The sequence below is a fragment of the Bacteriovorax stolpii genome, from assembly GCF_002872415.1.
Classification (GTDB): Bacteria; Bdellovibrionota; Bacteriovoracia; order Bacteriovoracales; family Bacteriovoracaceae; genus Bacteriovorax; species Bacteriovorax stolpii.
Window position 1 is genome coordinate 125,357 of the sequence record NZ_CP025704.1, and the last position, 17,271, is coordinate 142,627.

The window sequence follows — 17,271 nt, forward strand, 5'->3', positions numbered from 1 at the left end:
TATTTGAAGTTAAAGGTAAAACACCTTACGACAAGCTTGTTAGCAGTTTTAGTACTGCTAAACTTCTCTTGCTCTAAGCAAGAGTCACCAAGCATTGATGGTGGTGAAGTTGCCACTCAACAGGAGATCGAAAGACTCGAAGCTTGTAGCCAGGTTAATTTCAATAAAGGAGTTCTGCTTCACCAGAACGTTCTGATGCTCTTTAAATGTACTAAGTGGTCAGAAGAATTCCCGTCAATGTATCAGGCCATTAAAAGAGTTCAAGGTTCTTCATGGAACCACTTCATGGCCCCGATCGATAAAGAATTTGTTGAAAATCTTGCACGCAGAGATAAGGTTTTTAAAAATATCAGAGAGCTTGACTCTAAAAACGGTTTAGATGATTTAAGCCGTGTTTTGGTTGCTCTTAATGAAACAAACTTTTTTGACTCTGTTAAGACTATGCTTAAGTGTGTGGACAATCCTTCAGAAGAGATTTGTCAGGATCGCCTTGCCAATATTCCGACAAAGCGCTCATTAAAAAATATTATCAGGTTAGTTGATACACCTCCAGAAACGATTGATCGTGCCTCAATGGTGGTGAAGAGCCTTACTCAGGCCATCAGTGCTACAGATGAAGAAAAGCTCCGCGCTGAAGTTAATAAGTTTAAAACAGACCCGCTTTTTATCGCTTTTCGTTTGAAGTTAGTTGATGCTATGGCCGACAAAGTGAAAAAGGGGCTAGGGCAAGAAGACCGCGAGTTTTTACCGAAAGTTCTTTTGACGGGTAATAAAAATGGACAGCCGTGGATTTATGGCTGGCTTAATGATGTCAAAATGTCTCGTGAGAAATTCAAGGACCTGGTTGAATACCCAATCCTGGCCAATCCGATTTTTGTCGGAGAGATCAAAGGATTAAAACAAGCCTACGACGAAGGTTTTAATTGTACGATTAAAAATACGATGGACCCCAATGAGTTGGTTGAATTTAATTTCAAAACTCACTTGGCCGATTACGTAACGGTTCTAAGAACAAGAGACTATAAAGGTTATTACGATTACTCATCTTCGGCGATTGTTGGTCTTAGTATGTCGACAGAGATTTGCCGTGAGCTTCAGACAAATAAATACGGTGTTAATTTCATCAAGATGATGACAAATCTTTCAACTTTTCTGGGTGAAAAGAAATTTTATGATTTAGTTAAATTCCTGGCCGTTCACACAACTGCGAAAGGGGATTTAGATAAAACTTTTGCAGAGAACCTCTATCTGTTCGACATTATCGCCAGCGACTTATTTTCAAATGCCAATACGTTAAATGAGCAGATTGTTAAACGTACTCGCGATTTTTACCCGGTGCTTTTTGATGTTGTTCAAAAACTTCCACCAGAAGCCTACATTAATCTGGGTGAGCTTTCTCAAGAGTTTTTAAAAGAAGAGTACGACCCAAAATTTAAAGGTGTAGCAGACTTCTGGAGCTTCTTTAGCTCAACAGAAAAAAACTTCGTCTTTAACTTTGTTGACCGCCACTTTGAAGGCGATACGCAGTTTGTTCTATTATTTGATTTCTACACTAAATTCATGGATGACATCAGAGATGTTCAACCAGTTTTTAAAGATAAGTGGATGGGATCAGAAGCAGATGAAGAAATGTCTTATCTTTCTCTGCAGGACATGTTTAACCAGTTTGCCGGAAAAGAAACACTGGCGGACTTTAAGCGTTTCTTTGGTAGAGACCAGATCTTAAAAGTTCTGGAAGTTATTTCGAGTGGATCAAACATCAATGCTTCGGCCAGAGAAGAGTTAGCTTATAGAAAAGCTGATGAGTACGTGACTCGTTCACGTATGGAGCGCTACAAGTTTAAAGTTGTTTATGATCCAGGAAATGATCCGGATTACGACACAAAAGCAGTCGTTGAATGTATGCAAAAATTTAGCGAGCTTGAAAATGGTTTTTACCAACTAGTTAGAAAACTACCTGTCGCATGTACCAAGGTTACTAATGAAAACATCGCCTTTAGGTTATTTGGTTGGATGAATTCAATTGAAGAGACTTACAAGGAATTCAATCCTGGTTCTGGAAGTGAAGATACAATCCTGAGTGAAAAAGGTCTAATGAGTCCTTATATGCTCAATACGACTCTAGGAACAGCAAACATTCTCAATACACTCCTTGGTGATATTGATTCTCAATTACCAACGAAAGATGGTGTTCGTTATTTAATGACGGCTAGCCGCTATCATCTTGAAGATAAAAAAGCAGCCGCTTTAATCGAAAAGAATTTAGACTGGCTGACAAAATGGCTAAATGTGAAACCAGAAGAAAATCTGATTCACAGAAATGCGATGCTTAAGACATTTACTCGCGAGCAGAATTTTGCTTACGCCAACACAGTTTCAAAAAATGCAGCTACGTTAATGACTAATTACTCTGATTGGGTGAAGAGCGGAAAATGGGCAAAAGCTCAAACGGCGCTTTCTGGGACTTATGACCCGGCCTTTGACTGTGAAAAAGTGATCAACCAATTTGTAGCACCGAACGCATGCCCATCAAAAGACTTTGTCAAAGACCGCACCATCAATATTGCCAAATACCTGGCAACTGTTTGGGAAAAAGAGCAGGGGACAGCTGTTAATCAACTTCTTTTAGCTTTAAAGCCAGGTGAAGGATTAAATATTCCATTATATGGAAAGAAGACGAAGAAGTACCGCATGACTTTAAAGGAAACGATGAAGTACATGTATGATACGAGTGATAAAGACTGGCCGGTCAACCGTATCAAAACTACTTATGTAAATAAGAATGGAAAAACGTCAACGGAAACTCTAACGGTTCTGGAGAGAGTGGAGGTTGTTATCCGCGATGTTCGCTTTGGAAACAACTATCTTGGTGTTGCTTTCTTAAATGCGGTCACACAAGCTGATGATTACAATGAAGAAGTAGATAAGAGAAAAGGACTTCTTTCAAAGTGTCTTAAAATCCCAGGTGTGCGTTGTGGACGCTCAATGAGTGATAGCGATCTTCGCGAAGCACGAAATGCACTTGAAACTTTTGATTCTCTTCTGGATGTAAACAATGGCCGCGGTCTGGATAAACGCCTGGCTTACGGAAATTTCTTAAAAACTTTTGAGCAAACCCTGGTTGCTTCTTCTGCGAAAAAAGCACAGGAAGTTCAGCTCTTCCCATTAAAAGATGAATACCTTGTTCAGCACAACGGACGTGTCCTTGGTGAAATGACAGCGATGAATATGTGGTCTAACGTGGCCCGTGTTATTCGCGATAGAGTCGGTAGAACAAGAGCAGACTTTGATAAGTTTATTGAAAGCGAGCGCGTGAATCGTGTAAACGATGCACTCCTTTATGGATTTGATCTCCCACAAGCAGGTCCTTCAGCTGAGAGGTTATTAAGAAAAGTTCTTGCTGTACAGGCCGGTGAAAGCCAAAACATGATTGGACAAACTGTCGATTGGGCCGCTTCACTAAATTATAATGACAGTCGTCTCGTTGAAGACACGATCGCCAGAGTTCTTTTGGTTGGTGCTTATCTTGGAACTCCAGATGTTGTCTTTGGGGTAACTCCAAAAGATGAATCGCAATACGCTCGTTATAAAAACAACAATCTGTTGCAAATATTCCTGGCACTGGAAAAGTTAGTCGATTATTACCCGACTCTTAAAAATTACATGCCAACAGATATGAAGTTAATCGATGCTTTCAGACCGCTTAATACGGCGCTGACTTTCTTTATCGAGTCTCTTGAATCAACTAAAATTCCGGAAAAGAACACGGCGTACCTGGTGTTAAATGATGCCTTTAATATTCTGCAAACAGTGCTGTTTGATGAACAAGTAGACCCAAGATTAGCAGGCAATACAGGTAAAACAGTAAAGGGATTAGATTTACTCCTAGGGGGACTGGAAAACCCTAAATTTGTCGCTCAGACTTATTTCTTAATCCGCGACGATTACCGTTATCTCGATGTTCTGCATGAAAACCAGGCTTCGTGGTTTAAGGCCGTAGGTCTTAACCTGAATCGAGTGGCCAATGCTGAGAGAGTAGACCTGACTCCGATCAGAGATTACATGAACTTTACGACAAAAAACGTGGTTTGCACGGGAAGAACTACGGATTGTCCGGCCAATTACCACTTCGATGAAATGGCCAATGTTGTTAAATACCTCAATAAAAAATCAGTCAGTGGTGAAACTTACTTCAAAGTGGCCACGCGCAAGCTATTAGTCGAAAATTTTGATCAACTAACCCGCATGATTGATGACCTCATCCCAGCGCTTAAGATCAAAGAAGTGAAGCCTCCTTTTAAACTTAACTGATTCAATCAATTAAAACATTTCCCTTCCTTGTTGAAGAAAAATAAACTCCTTCTATACTATAGAGATAACAGTATTTTATCTTCTCTCGAGGCCAGCTCTGAAAGCACTAATTCTCCAAAACAAGTCTTCTCTGAAAGTCGCTCGTGGTGAGCGCGAACTCTCTGAAAAGGATCTCTTTGAAATGCCAAAAGGTCTACGTCCAGGTGAGTGGGTGATCATTGAAGATCAACAAGCCAAAAAAAATTATATCGCATACATCAATCCGTATGCTGAGAGTTTTTATAAAATAAAAATTCTAAAAGAAGATGTTCAGAAAAAAGTGAACGTGAAAACGGATGAAGAGACTCTGGCCAAAGAAATCATCGTTGACCATTTGCAGACTGCTTTTAGAAAAAGAGAATTTTTTCTCGACTATAATCATGGCGCAAGGCTTGTTTATGGAATGAATGATGCCCTTCCGGGTATCATTGTGGATAAGTATCAAAAATATATTTTTGCTCAAATCAATACTGCGGGAATGGATAGATTTCGCGATTTAATTAAGGCCGAAATTGTAAAACACTACCCAGATCAAAAAGTCCTTTTCTTTGATAACCCTGAGTATCGCAAAGCCGAAGTTCTACCGATTCATGAACCAGAAAAAATCAGTGAAGACCTGGATGTTTTAGAAAATAGTCTGAAGTATAAAATCACTCAACAGGTGATGCAGAAAATTGGTTACTACTACGACCACCGTGAAAACAGAAGCAAACTGGCAAATCTTTTAAAGCGTACATCATTTGCTAAAAAAACAGGCCTTGATTTATTTTCTTATGTGGGAAGTTGGGGACTGCATATGCTTTCAGCTGGTGTTGAACACGTTGAATTCGTCGATCAAGGAAATATGGAAGAAGTCACAATTAATCATTTAAAGATGAATGGTTTTGAAGGGCGAGGGAAATTCACACGTTCAGATGTTTTTAAATTTATTGATGCTTCTGTTACAGCAGGGAAGAAATACGATGTCATTGTTAGTGACCCTCCAGCATTCACGAAGTCAGAAAAAAATAAAATCACAGCATTGCAGGGATATGAAAAGCTTCACTTAAAGACGATGAAGCTTCTTAATGATGAAGCTGTAATGGTTGTAGCTTCTTGCACTCATCATGTGAACTATGAAGAATTGGATAAGACAGTTCAGGATGCAGCCATTAAGAACTCACAAAAGGTTCACCTGCTGGATTTAGGAGCGCAAGGCTTCGATCACCCATTCAGTGGATTTAACGATAAAAGTTTTTATATTAAATATTTAGTTTATTTTGTTAGTAGAGGGTAATTTATGAGCACGGAAGTTCGCGCACGCATTAATGAAGCACTTAAAGAGGCCAAAGGAATTATCTTTGGACAGGACAATTTGCTGGATGCGATCATGGCCTCACTTATTTGCGAAGGTCACTTATTGATTGAAGGGATGCCTGGATTAGGTAAAACGCTTTCAGTTTCAACTATCAGTAAACTTTGTGATCTTTCTTTTAAAAGAATCCAGTTCACGCCTGATCTTCTGCCATCGGATCTTATTGGGACGATGATTTATAGTCAGAAGAACGAAGAGTTTAGTACCAAATTCGGGCCGATTTTTACACAGCTTCTGCTGGCCGATGAGATCAACCGTGCACCAGCAAAAGTTCAGGCTGCTCTTCTTGAAGCCATGGCCGAAAAACAAGTGACAATTGGGGATGAAACACACAGGCTTTCTTCTCCTTTCGTCGTACTGGCGACTCAAAACCCAATTGAGCAAGAGGGGACATACCAACTTCCAGAGGCTCAGCTTGACCGTTTTATGATGAAGATCAATGTTGATTACCCTTCATTTAAAGCAGAAAAAAATATCCTGGATTTAAAGAAGAGTGCTCTAAATAAACTTGAAGCCGTTCTTTCGACGGATGATTTAATTACAGCTCAAGAGATTGTCGAAAATATCTATGTCGATGACAAAATCAAAGACCTGATTGTTAAAATCGTTCACGCCACAAGGCCAGGCTCAGAGTTTTTCCCGAAAGAGTATAATGGGGTGATTATTTCAGGGGCTTCACCAAGAGCAGTTATCTGGCTTTATAAAGTTTCTAAGTTTATGGCCTTTATGGATGGAAAAGATTTCGTAACTCCAGACCATATTTTAAAAATTGTCCCAAGTATTCTTGGACATAGATTGATTCTTTCTTACGAAGCTTCAATTGATAACTTTAAGGGAGCTGATGTAGCTCTAAAGATTGCTAAGTCATTAGTGTAATTTATGAATATTAACGAAGTCAGAAAAGTTGTCGGTAAACTTCGCGCCAATCTGTTTAGAAGGGCGAATTCTCATTCTGTTGGGATGTTGAAGACCAACATCAAGGGAACCGGACTTCAGTTTAAAGAACACCAGGTTTATACCTTTGGTGATGATATCAGATTTATCGACTGGAAAATCCTCGCCAAAACCAGCAATCCTTACGTTAAGACATTCAACGAAGAAAGAAACGTTGAAATCGTTGTAGTGATTGATGCTTCATCAACAATGATGACGGGCTTTAACGGAGTCTCAAAACTCCAGGCTGCCATTGAAATCTGTTGCCTGCTTTATCTTTTGGCAAAAGAGACGAACGACTTTGTTCACGCTCTCATTGTAACGGATGAAGTTATCAATGTGCCAAAACTCTCTGGAGATCAGGGGATTACTCATTTGATCTCGACATTGGAAGAGAAGGAGATCCTGACGAGTAAAGGCAAAATCAACACTGAAAGATATTTTGAAGAAAATGTGAATAGTAAGCAAAAATATATCTCAATCATGAAGCATTTAAGTAGAAAAAGAGAAATCATTCTTTTGTCTGACTTTAATGACTTTGTAGACAGTGAGATTTTAAAGAAGCTCTTGGTTCGCTCAAACGTCCACTGCTTCCAGCTCCTGTCCCCCTTGGATGAAGCTAAGACATTGCCTTATTCACTTCACGCCTCTTCTGGGCCAAATGCCAGATCGACAGTGGGGAAATATGACTTCTCTGGAAAAAAAGATTTGAATAATGAGTTTGGAAAGCGTTTTAGACGGCTGCGCGTCCAGGAAAAGTATCTGGAAAATTTTGTAAAGGAGATGAGATGAAAACGATCCACTCCTTATTATTCTGTTTGCTTTTGACCATCAATGTTGCCTGGGCACAAGCAATCAATAGTGAATTCCTTCCAGCGCAAAATATTAGTCAGCTTAAAGAAGGGGATATTATTGAAGCCACAATTCGCGTGTGGCCGATTGAAAATGCCGATCTTTCGCAATTTAAGAAATTAGAAAAGGCCACATTGTTTAATGCTTTTTATCTGGCACAGATTACAAGTCTTGCACCTTCTCCAAATAATGCTGATGTTGTCGAGCTTAAAGGGCTCTTTATTGTAAAATCGACAAAAGTAGAACCTATCTATGTTTTAAAGTACAACGAAGCAATAATTGAGCTTCGTTCTGGTGATGTTAAAGTGACTCCTCTTGGAGACAAAAGTCAGGATTTTTATATCTTAGAGCAATCTCTTGATTCCTCAAGAATTTGGATGATCCTTACTGGCGGAGGAATTATTCTTTTGGTTTTAGGGTTTGTTAAGAGACAAAAGATTAAAGAATTCCTGATCAATCTAAGACCTGATCAAGCAAAAAAAGACAGAAAGAAATATGATGAACTTTTTAGAGTCGCAAGTAAGCGTGAAGATTTTGAAAAACTTTACAAAGAAAAGAACCAATGGCTGGCATTGCTTACTGATAAAGCCCCAGCGCATTTGGAGTTTTTAAAAACTCTCAATCAGTATCAATTTAAAAAAGACTGGAACAACGAAGAGCTAAACGAAGTGAGGGCCTCTTTTGATATTATCAGAAGGAGCTTTGAAAAATGAGTTTGAATTACGAATTCCAACATATTCATTACGCTATCTGGGGGGCTGTTGGTTTAATCTTTTGGATCATTAGTTTCTTTTATATTTTTAAAAAGCCTCAGCTTTTTATCCCAAAGAAGTACAAAAAAAGGGGCTTTCCTTTCTTGCGTTCAGTCTTCTTCTTAGTTGGTGTAGCTGGATGGCTATACATTGCCTTTGCCCTGGCCGGACCAAGGCGCCCTATGGGAATGGATAAAAACACTATTGAAGTTAACGATATCTTTGTCGTTTTGGATTTGTCGCGCTCAATGCTCGCAGAAGATTTAAAGCCGAATCGCTTTGAAGCAGCTAAACAAAAGATTCAGGAATTCGTTTCTTTATTTCCACAAGATAGAATTGGGATTGTTATTTTTGCGGAGAAAGTTTTTACGCTTCTTCCTCTTTCAACAGACCTTAACTTGATAAATAAAATGGTTGCCCAAATTAAACTGGGCGCTCTCGGTGATGGAACAAATATAGGTGATGCCCTGGCATTAGGTGTTGGGCGCCTTCTTCAGTCGTTGGCAAAAAATAAAGTTATGATCCTGCTGACAGATGGAGTAAGTAACGTAGGGACATTGACTCCACTACAAGCGGCGGAGATGGCGGCTGAACAAAAGATCAAAATCTACACTATTGGTATCGGCGGTGCCCGCGACGCTAGAATCCCGGTTGGGCCGAACATGTTTGGCGTTCAACGATATCAAATGATTCCAGGTGGAAGTGTTGATGAAAAAGGCCTTCAGGAAATTGCTAGACTAACCGGTGGGAAGTTTTACATGGCCCGCGATAACCGCGCACTAGAAAACGTCTTAAAGGACATTAATAAATTAGAAAGAACCCAAATCGAGCAAAGTGGAAAGATTATTTACGAAGAACTATTCTTTAAGTTTCTTCTTAATGGAGTTCTTCTTTTAATTGCAGCTGAGCTTGGTCGCCGCCTGATTTTAAGGGAGGGACCATGAATTTTGTTAACACTCAATACCTTCCGCATATTATTGGTGGAGCTCTGGCCTTCGCTCTTTTACTGACGTTTCTTAACCGCAAGTATTTTAACTGGGTAAAGACATATTGGTTTTTTGAAAGAAGTTGGATGAGCAGGTTTTCTGCATTCTTTTATATTGCGAGTATTTTTTTAATGCTGGCCTCTCTTTTAGACTTAAGAGGTCCGGAAGAGAGAGTGAAGTCAGTCCTTCCAGATCAAAGAACAATTATTATTCTGGATAGCTCAGCCAGTATGCTGGCCGAAGATGTGCGCCCGAGCCGTTTTGGGAAAGCGATTCAGCTTGCTCGTCACTTTGTAAAAAATGCGGCCGGACACCAGATTTCAGTAGTCCTTTTCTCTGATATCCAAAAACGTCTGATTCCTTTTACTGATGATGTCGATCTTTTGGATTCAAGGTTAGCAGCAATGGAAAAGACTAACTCTGTTTCCGGAGGATCAAATATTTCTCAAGCGATTGCTGAAGCCGTTGGTTACTTTGATTTTGAAGGTGATAAAAAATCGGCAGTGGGAAATATTCTGGTTTTTACTGACGCTGAAGAAAGTGAAGATGGAATGGATGTTGAACTTGGCAATAATATCAACCTGGCCGTCGTAGGTGTTGGTACTGCAAAAGGGGGAAATATCCCGCTTCGCTGGGATGATGGAAGTTTTAGAGGTTATAAAACTCAAAAAGGTGAGCCGGTCACAACAAGGCTTGATGAAAACTACATCAAAAAAATTGGAAAAAATGTAAAAAACTATAAATACTGGATCGCTAATTCATACTCACTTCCAACTGAGGATATTCTAAATTTTTTCCGCGGAACTTATAATAAAGCCCATGGAAAAGGTGATATGAGAATTCGTCCAGTTTTCTCCCATCTGATCTTAATTCCGGCCATCATTGTTTATTGTGTATCGGTCATCTTTGGTCGTTTTGGCAGTTTTAAAAAAATTGTCAGTATTGCTCTTCTTCTTTTCTCTTTCTTTGGTGGCAACCCAGCTCATGCTCAGGATGAAGAGCAAAAACCAACGAAGCAACTTCCGGCCGCTCTTCTAAGAGATATGGATAAGATGAAGAAGGGGAAGGCCAATCGTAAAGAAGTATTAAAAATTGCTGAAAACCTCATGAAAAACAATGAGGATCAAAGGGCCAATGAACTTTATAAAGAGTACGCCAAAGATGGTGATGAGCAAGAAGTTCTCTTCAATCGTGCAACGGCACTTTTAAAGACAAATCAACTTGATGCGGCCATGCCGTTGATTCAAGACATCTTTAAGAATGTAAAAAATGAAGAAATTAAAAATCGTATGCGCCATAACATTCTTCTGACTATGAATCAGGGCGGAGGAAAGAGTAAGGACAAAAGCGATAAGCAAGATAAGAAAGACAAAGAAGACAGCAAAGACGATAAGGGCAAAGAAGGAAAAGAAGGTCAGGAGAAAGACGACCAGAATAAAAAAGACGACAAAGGTAAAGAAGGCAAAAACGGCAAAGAAAATAAAGACAATAAAGATGGCAAGGGAAGCCAGGATCAAAATAAAAAGAAAGATGAGAGCGAAGGAAAAGATAAAGACGACAAAAATAAAAAGGATCCCAAGGATCTCGACAAACCAGATCGTCCAGAGCCGACAAAACCTCAGTCGCTAGAAGAAAAAGAAAAAATGATTGAGCAGAAACGCCGAATGGTAAAAACTCCGGCGATGGTAAAACAGATAATGAGTGATGACCGCGAACTGCAAAAGAAGATGATGGATACCTCTACTAATGAAAGAGGCTCATCTAAACCAAAGAGAGATTGGTAATGAAAGTTATAATGTTATTAATGTTCCTTTTATTTTCCTTTGCACTAAGAGCAGAGGATGTTGATGTTGAAGTTGAACCCAAAGAAGGTGTCATCAATGAGAGCTTTTTTGTTACATTCAAAATCAAAGCCTCAGGGAGCGAAGAGCCTTACATTTCATTTACGCCATACGGAGCTTCTGTATTAGGAAAAAGATCGCAAGGTCTTTCTATCTCAACGGTTGTTATTAATGGAAAATTCACGACGACAAAGGAACAAGCAGTCGTTTATGAACTTCAGGCCGAAAGATCCGGTCAAGTTTACTTAAGAAACATTAAGGTCGAAATGAATGGCAAGACCATTCCGGTTAAAGAAGTGCGCATTAATGTCTTAAGCGAACCAAGAAGAATCCCGGATGCTTTCATTGAGGCAGAAGCTTCTAAAACCAAGGTTTATCTTGGTGAAGGATTGGATGTTAATTACTACCTCTACTTTAAGAGCTCAATTGCCGCTAACGACGTTAAAGAGTTTCCTAAGTTAAATAAATTTATCAAAAGATTTCATCACATCAATTCACCAGTGGAAACTGTTCAGTACAAAGGACAGGTGCTAAAAAGAATCCTGGCCTATTCGGCCCGCTTGTATCCGGAGAAAACAGGAACTGCTGTTCTTGATCCGATGAAAATTTCGGTTCAGGTCTATGAAAACGACTATAGTGGTTTTGGTTTCAATCAGCGTGCGAGAAATAAAGACCTTTCAAGCTCTCGCGTAGAAATCGAAGTCCTTCCTCTACCAACAGAGGGCGTACCCGCAAGTTTTACCGGGCTAGTAGGGGAGCATGAGTTTTCTCTAAGTATTCCGAAGTCAAAATACCTAGTTAATGAGCCAATTGAAATCAAGCTGGAAGCAAAAGGTAAAGGAGCTCTTGAGAATCTGGATGCGCCAGTTATTTATGCTGATAACAACCTAGAACAATTTGATACAAAATCTGAAGTCACAGAGATCGGAACACAAGCAGCTAAAAAACTTTTCGAATACACTCTGCTCGCCAGAGGCCCTGTAAACATCGCAGCCAGAGACCTGGCGCTGTCTTACTTTGATCCTTCATCAGGAAAATATATTGAAAAGAAAGTGTCTATTCCTGCTTTAGAAGTTAGTGGAACGGCGATGGCCAATTCTGGAACTGGGGGAAATAAACAAGAAGCAGCTCAAGCTCCTCAGGCCCAAGGATCAGATGACAACAATTTCTTGAATAACCTTTTTGCTAAAAATACGAAAACAATTGAGAAAAATGCCATTGGTTTAGTGGCCCCTAGCTTTAAGTCTCAAGGTCGCTGGTTTGATCGCGGCTTTATGGTATTAAATACTATCCTAGGTTTTGCCCTAGTGATCATCGGGCTTCAGTGGGGGCTTTCGGGAATGAAGTCAACAGGTCCTTCTGATCTTCACAGCTTGATTAAGCGCGACGTGAAGATGTTAAAGAAAAAAGGGCTTAATTACTCAGACCTTTATAGGGTGCTTGCGGCCTTGGATAAAACAAATAAGATGTCGTCGGGTGGTATTTCAATTATAAATGTTATAAATGAAAGTAACCTTAAGCCGGAATCAAAAGAGTACTTTAGAAATGCTCTAAGCTTCACGGAAGGTGGAACCTACGCCCAGTCTAGACATTCTAACGGGCGCAACATTGTGTTTGAAAAAAAGCACTTTGATGAACTGATGAAGAATATATGATTGTTGTAAAAGACCTCAAAGAACTTAAAAACGTTTATAACGAAAATAAAATCAATGTGACGATTGGGAACTTTGATGGTGTTCATCTAGGGCACAGAGAGTTTCTCGCTCACATTAAAAAAGACAGTGTTCAGGATCACGCTAAGTTTGTGGTTGTGACTTTTGTTCCACACCCGTTACAGATTCTCAAATCTCATACAGGTTTTTTAATTAACACTTATGCAGAAAGAAGAGAACTTCTGGCAGAGTGCGGAGTGGATTACCTTCTGGAAATTGATTTCACGAGAGATTTCAGTACGCTTTCACCTGAAGCTTTTTTAGAAAAATTTATCTTTTCTTTTGATGGAATCGCCAAGATTTACCTTGGACACGACTTTGCTTTTGGGGCCAATAAGTCGGGTGACTTTCACGTGGCCAAAACTTTTTGTGATACAAGAAAGACTTCACTTATTCTCCAACAAGAATTTAAAGTGAAGAGTTCCCCAGTCTCATCGACTGAAGTAAGAACGGCTATTCAGTCAGGAAGTATCGAGAAGGTCAGCGAACTTTTAGGAAGAAATTATTTTCTCTCTGGAAGAGTCATTAAAGGTGAAGGACGCGGAAAGAAAATTGGTTTCCCTACTGCCAACTTAGGTTATGACAAAGAATTGATCATCCCTGCAAAGGGAGTTTATATTACGCAAGTTAAAATTAAAGACATGGTTTATAATTCAGTGACTAACATTGGAGTCAATCCAACCTTCAATACAGGTTACGATATCCATGTTGAAAGCCATCTTTTAGATTTTACTCACGACATTTATGGTGAAGAGATTCGTGTAAGCTTCATAAAAAAACTTCGCGATGAAAAAAAATTCCCAAGTGTTAATGACCTGGTCGCTCAGATTAAAGCTGATGCAGACTTGGCAAGAGATTACTTTAAACATGAATAAGTTTGCCCTGGTAGGAAAAGATATTGCTCATTCCCGCTCGCCGGAAATGTACAGAAAGCTTATCTCTCCTGATGTTCACTACGACTTGCTCGATTACAAAGATGAAAATGACATTCCAGAAGCCCGCGATCTACTATCAAGATACGATGGAATTAATATTACTTCTCCTTATAAAAAACATTTCCTCTCACAGGTCGAACTGACAGATTCAGCAAAGAGCTTGGGAGCGATTAATTGTCTCAAGAAAGGGAAAGATAAAATCTGGGGAGAAAATACTGATTACCTGGCGATTGTTGATATCTTAAAGGATTTGCAGATCAAATACGGGCAACTTGAAGTCGTTATTCTTGGCGACGGAGTCATGTCAGTTGTCGCTCAACAAGCGCTCAAGAATCTGCAATTGCCCTTTCAGTTGCTATCGAGAAAATTAACAAAGGATTTTAATCAACTTAATTTAAATGATTATTTTCATGAAAAAAATGCGAGGCCTTTGGTCATTAACACCTGTGCTCGAGAATTTGTTTTTAGTGGAAATCTTCCAATAACAGCTCTTTTTTGGGATTTTAATTACGATTTCACCCCTCATTCGTCACAATTGCCTGCTAAAACTCATCAATACAAAGATGGACTCGAAATGCTTGAGCGACAAGCTTTTTATGCTGTAGCATTTTGGTCTGATCGTAAGTTCTCCTAATCTCGCAGAATGATTTAAGATCACTTCAACTTCATCCGATAAGTTATTCAAATATCGTAAAACTGAAATCAAAGAAGAAAACAACTTTATGTTCAGAAAAGAGTTTGTTGATGTAATAACTAAGACGGGGATGGTTCCTATCAAGGACTTGCGCCCTCTTATTATCGACAAAGATCAAATGATCATTTCTGAGCTTGGTTTACTTCAGTTTAAATTCTTTGATGATGTCAGATTCGCCAAGCAAATTGCAGACAATTACAATCTTACATATATTGATCTTTCAAAAGCTAAAATCCCTGAGAGAATCCTAAAGATTGTTAAGAAGAGTGACATTATTAAATACCGCGTGCTTCCTATTCAAAAGAATGCCAAAGCGGTGAGTGTCGCAATTTATGATCCGTCATTGATTAAGTTGCAAGCTGAGTTGCAAACACTTTTCCAATATCCAATTGAATTTATCTTAACCAGCCTTTCGTCATGGGCGGATATCTTTACCCGCGTTCCAGAAAATATTGAAGACGTTTTAGAAACCATCAGGGAAATTAAACCTGATGCTATGAAAAAAGAAGAAAACATCAACGAAGATGATATCGGTGATGATGTTATTAGATACGTAAATAAGATTCTGGCAGAAGCTTTCGTTATGAAGTGTTCTGATATTCACATTGAGCCTTATGAAAATAATTTCCGTATTCGTTACCGCCAGGACGGAAGTTTAATAGAATCAGCAAAACCTCCGCGCACGTTAATGCTTCCGATTATCTCGAGAGTTAAGATTCTTGCTCAGATGGATATTTCAGAAAGACGTAAACCGCAGGACGGGCGTATTAAACTTGAAATTGGTGGTAAACCAATCGATTACCGCGTGTCTTCATTGCCAACACTCTTTGGTGAAAAGATCGTTCTGCGACTTCTGGATTCATCTAACTTGCAGCTTGATATGACTAAGCTTGGTTTTGAGCCAAAACAAATTGATGTATTTAAAGAAGGTATTTATAAGCCTTATGGGATGTGTCTGGTTACCGGGCCTACGGGGTCAGGGAAGACGACGACACTTTATTCTGCACTAGCAGAGCTTAATCAAATCGACACAAATATTTCTACAGCGGAAGACCCGGTTGAATTTAACCTTGAAGGGATTAACCAGGTTAACGTTAAAAAAGATATTGGTTTAACGTTTGCGGCCTGTTTGAAGTCTTTTCTTCGTCAGGATCCGGATATTATCATGGTTGGGGAGATTAGAGATCATGAGGTTGGTGAGATCGCTATTGAAGCGGCCCTTACTGGTCACTTGGTTTTATCTACTCTGCACACCAACGATGCTCCAAGTACGATCACTCGTTTGATCAATATGGGTATTGAGCCATTCTTAGTAGCAGCAGCTCTAAACGTTGTTGTGGCCCAACGACTTTGCCGTAAGATTTGTAAAGACTGCAAAGACGTCGATCCAAACGTTACAAAAGAAGGGTTGGTAGCACTGGGAATTTCTCCTGCATCAGCAGAGAAAATTACAGTATACAAAGGAAAAGGATGCTCTACTTGTAACAATACTGGTTACAAGGGACGTGTCGCGATTTATGAAGTTTTAGAGATGACTCCTTCAATTAAGGAGATCTTATTAAGAAATGGATCGGCAGATGAGATTAAACGTCAGGCGATTAAAGACGGAATGAAAACATTAAGAATGTCGGCCCTCACTAAGGTTGCCCAGGGGCAAACGACAGTAGATGAAGCGGTCTCAAACTCAGCTTCAGATAAAATGTAAGGATGTTATGGAAGGCAAAACACAAACGAAAGCAAATTCAACCAGACTGACACAAACTGGAACCAATCAGGGAGCAGGAAACGAAAACCTGAAAATCCAGCAGCTCTTCAAGCTCATGGTTGACAGTGGTGCATCTGACTTGCACATCACTTCAGGAACTTCGCCAGGACTTCGTGTTCATGGGGAGGTTATTAAAGTCAAAACATCAGCACTAACCGGTGAGGATACAAAAAGATTGATTTATCAGATTCTTACTGAAGATCAAAAAAATGAATTCGAGAAAAAACTCGAACTCGATTTTTCTTTCGGGATTAAAGGACTTGCTCGTTTTCGTGCCAACGTCTTTAACTCAAAAGGTGCAGTAGCAGCGGTTTTTCGTATCATTCCAAGTATTATTCCGGATTTTAAATCACTGAACTTACCAAATGTTCTTTTAAAAATGTGTGACGTAAGTAACGGATTGATTCTGGTGACAGGACCTACGGGGTCTGGTAAGTCGACAACACTTGCTGCACTTATCGATTATCTAAACCAACATGAGGCCGGGCACATTATCACTCTTGAGGATCCGGTCGAATTCGTGCACGCTCACAAATCATGTTTAGTTAACCAGCGTGAGATTGGAAGTGACTCACTTTCATTTAGTAATGCTTTAAAAAGCTTACTTCGCCAGGATCCGGATATCGTTCTGGTAGGAGAGCTTCGTGATATGGAAACAATTGAAGCTGCTTTAACGATCGCGGAAACAGGTCACTTGGTTTTCGGTACTCTTCACACCAACTCGTGTGTTCAGACCATCAACCGCGTAATCAACGTATTCCCGGCCCACCAGCAGATCCAGGTAAGAACACTTCTGTCATTCGTACTTCAGGGAGTTGTCTCTCAGCAGCTGATTGCCAAATCTTTTGAAAAGGGACGTGTGGCCGCGATGGAAATCCTGGTTCCGACTGCGGGGATTAGAAACCTGATTCGTGAGGACAAACTTCACCAAGTTTACTCACAAATGCAAATTGGTCAGGATAAAACCGGAATGGTGACCATGAACCAAAGTTTAAAAAAACACGTTGAAACAGGGGCCATCTCTGTCGAAGTGGCGATGGGATACTCAAATGCCCCGGATGAACTTGCATCACAACTGGGTGTGAAGGTAAAATAAA

The 17,271-nt window shown here is 39.7% G+C and carries 12 protein-coding genes; all 12 read left to right on the plus strand.

Annotation, left to right across the window (positions count from 1 at the left end):
• Window positions 1–3: 3 nt before the first annotated feature.
• The 12 genes from C0V70_RS00590 (at window position 4) to C0V70_RS00645 (ending at window position 17,270) form a co-directional block, all read left to right on the plus strand.
• Window positions 4–4,311: a hypothetical protein gene (locus C0V70_RS00590; RefSeq protein ID WP_102241921.1), complete on the plus strand. Its 4,308-nt coding sequence runs from the start codon at window positions 4–6 to the stop codon at window positions 4,309–4,311.
• 181 nt (window positions 4,312–4,492) lie between these two features.
• Window positions 4,493–5,626: a class I SAM-dependent rRNA methyltransferase gene (locus C0V70_RS00595; RefSeq protein ID WP_102241922.1), complete on the plus strand. Its 1,134-nt coding sequence runs from the start codon at window positions 4,493–4,495 to the stop codon at window positions 5,624–5,626.
• Between the two features lie 3 nt (window positions 5,627–5,629).
• The gene (locus C0V70_RS00600) at window positions 5,630–6,580 is read left to right on the plus strand and encodes an AAA family ATPase (protein ID WP_102241923.1); all 951 of its coding nucleotides are present in this window, start codon (window positions 5,630–5,632) and stop codon (window positions 6,578–6,580) included.
• 3 nt (window positions 6,581–6,583) lie between these two features.
• Window positions 6,584–7,429 (plus strand): DUF58 domain-containing protein, encoded by an 846-nt coding sequence (locus C0V70_RS00605; protein WP_102241924.1) that lies wholly within the window; start codon window positions 6,584–6,586, stop codon window positions 7,427–7,429.
• Window positions 7,426–8,202 carry a hypothetical protein gene (locus C0V70_RS00610; RefSeq protein WP_102241925.1) on the plus strand — a complete coding sequence of 259 codons (777 nt, stop codon included), beginning with the start codon at window positions 7,426–7,428 and terminating at the stop codon, window positions 8,200–8,202. Before C0V70_RS00605 ends, C0V70_RS00610 begins: the two co-directional genes overlap by 4 nt.
• Complete coding sequence (locus tag C0V70_RS00615; RefSeq protein WP_102241926.1) at window positions 8,199–9,185, plus strand: VWA domain-containing protein; 987 nt, start codon at window positions 8,199–8,201, stop codon at window positions 9,183–9,185. The genes C0V70_RS00610 and C0V70_RS00615 overlap by 4 nt, the downstream gene beginning before the upstream one ends.
• Window positions 9,182–11,011 (plus strand): vWA domain-containing protein, encoded by a 1,830-nt coding sequence (locus C0V70_RS00620; protein WP_102241927.1) that lies wholly within the window; start codon window positions 9,182–9,184, stop codon window positions 11,009–11,011. The genes C0V70_RS00615 and C0V70_RS00620 overlap by 4 nt, the downstream gene beginning before the upstream one ends.
• On the plus strand, window positions 11,011–12,723 hold the full coding sequence (locus tag C0V70_RS00625) for a BatD family protein (RefSeq protein ID WP_102241928.1): 1,713 nt from the start codon (window positions 11,011–11,013) through the stop codon (window positions 12,721–12,723). The genes C0V70_RS00620 and C0V70_RS00625 overlap by 1 nt, the downstream gene beginning before the upstream one ends.
• Window positions 12,720–13,655, plus strand: coding sequence for a bifunctional riboflavin kinase/FAD synthetase (locus C0V70_RS00630; RefSeq protein ID WP_102241929.1), 936 nt, complete (start codon window positions 12,720–12,722; stop codon window positions 13,653–13,655). Before C0V70_RS00625 ends, C0V70_RS00630 begins: the two co-directional genes overlap by 4 nt.
• Window positions 13,648–14,349 carry a shikimate dehydrogenase family protein gene (locus tag C0V70_RS00635; RefSeq protein ID WP_158649511.1) on the plus strand — a complete coding sequence of 234 codons (702 nt, stop codon included), beginning with the start codon at window positions 13,648–13,650 and terminating at the stop codon, window positions 14,347–14,349. The genes C0V70_RS00630 and C0V70_RS00635 overlap by 8 nt, the downstream gene beginning before the upstream one ends.
• An 88-nt stretch (window positions 14,350–14,437) precedes the next feature.
• On the plus strand, window positions 14,438–16,114 hold the full coding sequence (locus tag C0V70_RS00640) for a GspE/PulE family protein (protein ID WP_102241931.1): 1,677 nt from the start codon (window positions 14,438–14,440) through the stop codon (window positions 16,112–16,114).
• Window positions 16,115–16,121: 7 nt separating this feature from the next.
• A complete protein-coding gene (locus C0V70_RS00645; protein ID WP_102241932.1) occupies window positions 16,122–17,270 on the plus strand; it encodes a type IV pilus twitching motility protein PilT in 1,149 nt (382 codons plus the stop codon).
• Window position 17,271: the final 1 nt, after the last annotated feature.

Excerpts from the sequence above, each read along its gene's own strand:
- C0V70_RS00600 (WP_102241923.1), top strand. The coding sequence starts at position 5,630 with ATGAGCACGGAAGTTCGCGCACGCATTAATGAAGCACTTAAAGAGGCC.
- C0V70_RS00615 (WP_102241926.1), top strand. The coding sequence starts at position 8,199 with ATGAGTTTGAATTACGAATTCCAACATATTCATTACGCTATCTGGGGG.
- C0V70_RS00630 (WP_102241929.1), top strand. The coding sequence starts at position 12,720 with ATGATTGTTGTAAAAGACCTCAAAGAACTTAAAAACGTTTATAACGAA.
- C0V70_RS00640 (WP_102241931.1), top strand. The coding sequence starts at position 14,438 with ATGTTCAGAAAAGAGTTTGTTGATGTAATAACTAAGACGGGGATGGTT.
- C0V70_RS00610 (WP_102241925.1), top strand. The coding sequence starts at position 7,426 with ATGAAAACGATCCACTCCTTATTATTCTGTTTGCTTTTGACCATCAAT.
- C0V70_RS00620 (WP_102241927.1), top strand. The coding sequence starts at position 9,182 with ATGAATTTTGTTAACACTCAATACCTTCCGCATATTATTGGTGGAGCT.
- C0V70_RS00635 (WP_158649511.1), top strand. The coding sequence starts at position 13,648 with ATGAATAAGTTTGCCCTGGTAGGAAAAGATATTGCTCATTCCCGCTCG.
- C0V70_RS00645 (WP_102241932.1), top strand. The coding sequence starts at position 16,122 with ATGGAAGGCAAAACACAAACGAAAGCAAATTCAACCAGACTGACACAA.
- C0V70_RS00625 (WP_102241928.1), top strand. The coding sequence starts at position 11,011 with ATGAAAGTTATAATGTTATTAATGTTCCTTTTATTTTCCTTTGCACTA.
- C0V70_RS00605 (WP_102241924.1), top strand. The coding sequence starts at position 6,584 with ATGAATATTAACGAAGTCAGAAAAGTTGTCGGTAAACTTCGCGCCAAT.
- C0V70_RS00595 (WP_102241922.1), top strand. The coding sequence starts at position 4,493 with ATGCCAAAAGGTCTACGTCCAGGTGAGTGGGTGATCATTGAAGATCAA.